The sequence below is a fragment of the Nocardia sp. NPDC051750 genome (genome assembly GCF_044453135.1).
Taxonomy (GTDB): domain Bacteria; phylum Actinomycetota; class Actinomycetes; order Mycobacteriales; family Mycobacteriaceae; genus Nocardia.
In genome coordinates this window covers 39173-41690 of the sequence record NZ_JBITCK010000009.1, presented here as the reverse complement: position 1 = coordinate 41690, position 2518 = coordinate 39173, and the positions used below count along the sequence as shown (strand labels likewise).

Annotated in this window: 1 pseudogene; it reads left to right on the top strand. The window is 67.2% G+C overall.

Going from position 1 to position 2518, the window contains the following annotated elements:
* Positions 1 to 196 precede the first annotated feature (196 nt).
* Positions 197 to 2518, top strand: a pseudogene (locus tag ACIA75_RS33875) (hypothetical protein); the annotation flags it as partial.

The following is a 2518-nucleotide window of genomic DNA, read 5'->3' as shown; positions in this document are numbered from 1 at the left end:
CCCGGTAACAGCCCGGCGCCGCACCGGCCCGGTGCAGCCGGGACAGCCCCAGCGGCGAGCGCGTTCACACGGTCGTCTTCTCATGGAAATAGTGTCGAATTAGCCCAGCAGCCACCGGGAATTCAGCGAAGCGCATCAGAGTCGGTACGGCCAACACGACCCTGGTCCGCGATCCTGAACGTCGGAGCTGTGCCGCATGAGTTTGTACCTGCCCCCGGAGATGCGCTGGCTGGGCTGGATTGCGGGCGCACAATGGCCGGACGGGGACGAGGACAAGGCGTGGGCGGTCGCCACGGTCTGGCAGGAGGGCAGCAACGAGCTGAACGCCCTGCTCGCCACGATCGACAAGGCCAAGCAGGCCACCATGGCGGCGTACCCCGAGGGCGCGGCCCGCGACGAAATGGGTGCGCGGTACGACCTGCTGCGCAGCGGTGACCAGTCCCTCGAACAGCTCGCCAAATCGATGGAGGCCCAATACGGTTCGACCTTCGACATGGGTACCGAACTGCAGGCCACCAAACTCACCATCATCGTCACCCTGTGCTGGCTCGCGATCGAAATCGCCTGGGCCTGGCTGTTTCCCCCGACCGCCCCCGCGGTGGAGGCCGCGGCGATCGCCACGACGCGCTCCTACCTCAAGATCATTCAGGATTTTGTGCAGAAGACCATCCAGAACATCGCCCGCCGGATGGGTGCGCCCAATACGAAGCGTCATTTCTGGAAGGAGCTCGCGAAGGGCAATCCCGGCTGGCCGACTGCGAAGGGCTGGGGTGTGTACGGTGCTCGCGCCGCCGAAGGCGCCATCGTTCCGATGGTGATCAACGGCAGTATCCAGGCCGGTCAGATCGCCGACGGCAAAAGGCGCTCGTTCAACGGTCAGGAGTTCGGGCTCTCGGCGCTGGGCGGTGCCGCCGGGGCCATCCCGGCCCGTGAGTTCGGCCGGTACCTGGGCGAGGCCATCGAGAAGGTCGCCGGCAAATATCTGAACAATCTTGCCGGTCGCACCGCCAACGGAATGTTCATCGGCGCGATGTCCGACGGATTCGGGGCGGTATTCGGCAATCTGGCCACCTCGCTGGCGGCGGGCGGCGATTTCTCGGCGTTCACCAACGGGCCGGGCTGGGTCGGCAACTTTGCGCAAGGCGGCCTGGTGGGCGGTGCCCGTGGTGCGTCGGCCTTCAACAGCTACGTGCCGAAAACCACCGACGGTTTCACCAATATGTCGGCCTTCCGGAAAGACCATTGGTTGCGCGGCAATGCGTGGCATTTCGCCAAGTACGACGGGCCGGGGCTGTTCGCTGGGAGCGACAGTTCCGGAGGTGGTGGTCGCGAGGGGAGTCCCGGGGGGAGTCGCGACGGGAGTCGTGAGGGGAGTCGTGAGGGGAGTCGTGAGGGGAGTCGTGAGGGGAGTCGGGAAGGGAGTCGGGAAGGGAGTCGTGAGGGGAGTCGGGAAGGGAGCCCCGTAGGTAGCGTGGGATCCGGGATTCCGCTGGGAAGTGTCTCCGGTGGGGAGACTGGTGGTGGTGTAATGCCTGCTGGTTGGGGTGGGGAGTCCGGTGAGCTGGGCGGTGGGGGTGGCGGTTTCGGTGGTGGTGCCGGTTTCGGTGCTGGGCTCGGCGGGGGTGAAGGTTTCGGTGGTGGGTTCGGTGGGGGTGGTGCTGGGCTCGGCGGGGGCGGTGGTTTCGGTGGTTATGGTGCAGAAGGCACCTTCGGGGAGACCAGTGGTCCAGGGCGTTCGCATTCGGCACCGGAGCTTTCGTCACCCATGCCGCACAGTCACTGGTTCGGGCCGACCGGGGAGACGTCGGCTTGGGGAGGAGAGGGGGGCCGGTCGCCCGGGTCGGGCGAGGGCGGCCCCTCGTTCGGCGCCCCATTACGGGTCGAACCGGGCGATCCCACACTAGGAGGGATCGAAACCAGGGGAATTCACGACTCGGGCTCCGAAAGGTCCGCGGATTTGTACGGTGCCACCCCGCGAGCTGAGTCGCCGAGTCCTGCAGGGGGCCTGGATCGTACAGTTTCCCCGTTGGCGGACGACGACAGTATCTTCAATCGCCCGCTTTCGCAGATGTCCGAGGTGTCGGCTCTGGACGGTTCCTTCACCCCGGCACCGCGGGGCGATTCGCCCGTGACCGGTGGGCCGCCACCGGTACCGCGTGGTGAGTCTGCGTTGGCCGGTGGGTCACCACCAGCGCCGCGTGGCGATTCGCCATTGGCCGGTGGGTCGACACCGGCACCGCGAGCTGATTCGTCGACTGCTGGTGGTCCACCGTTGTCGTCACGAGGTGAGATGCCACCGCTGCGTCACCCGATACCGATGCGTCCACTGCCACCGCCGTCGGTTCTGCTGGATCGGGCAGGTGCGTCACCGCCGCCGTTGCCGCCGTCGCGGTCGGGGTCGGTGGATGCTTCGGGGGTGGCGTTGCCGCCGTCGCGGTCGGGGTCGGTGGATGCTTCGGGGGTGGCGTTGCCGCCGTCGCGGTCGGGGTCGGTGGATGCTTCGGGGGTGGCGTTGCCT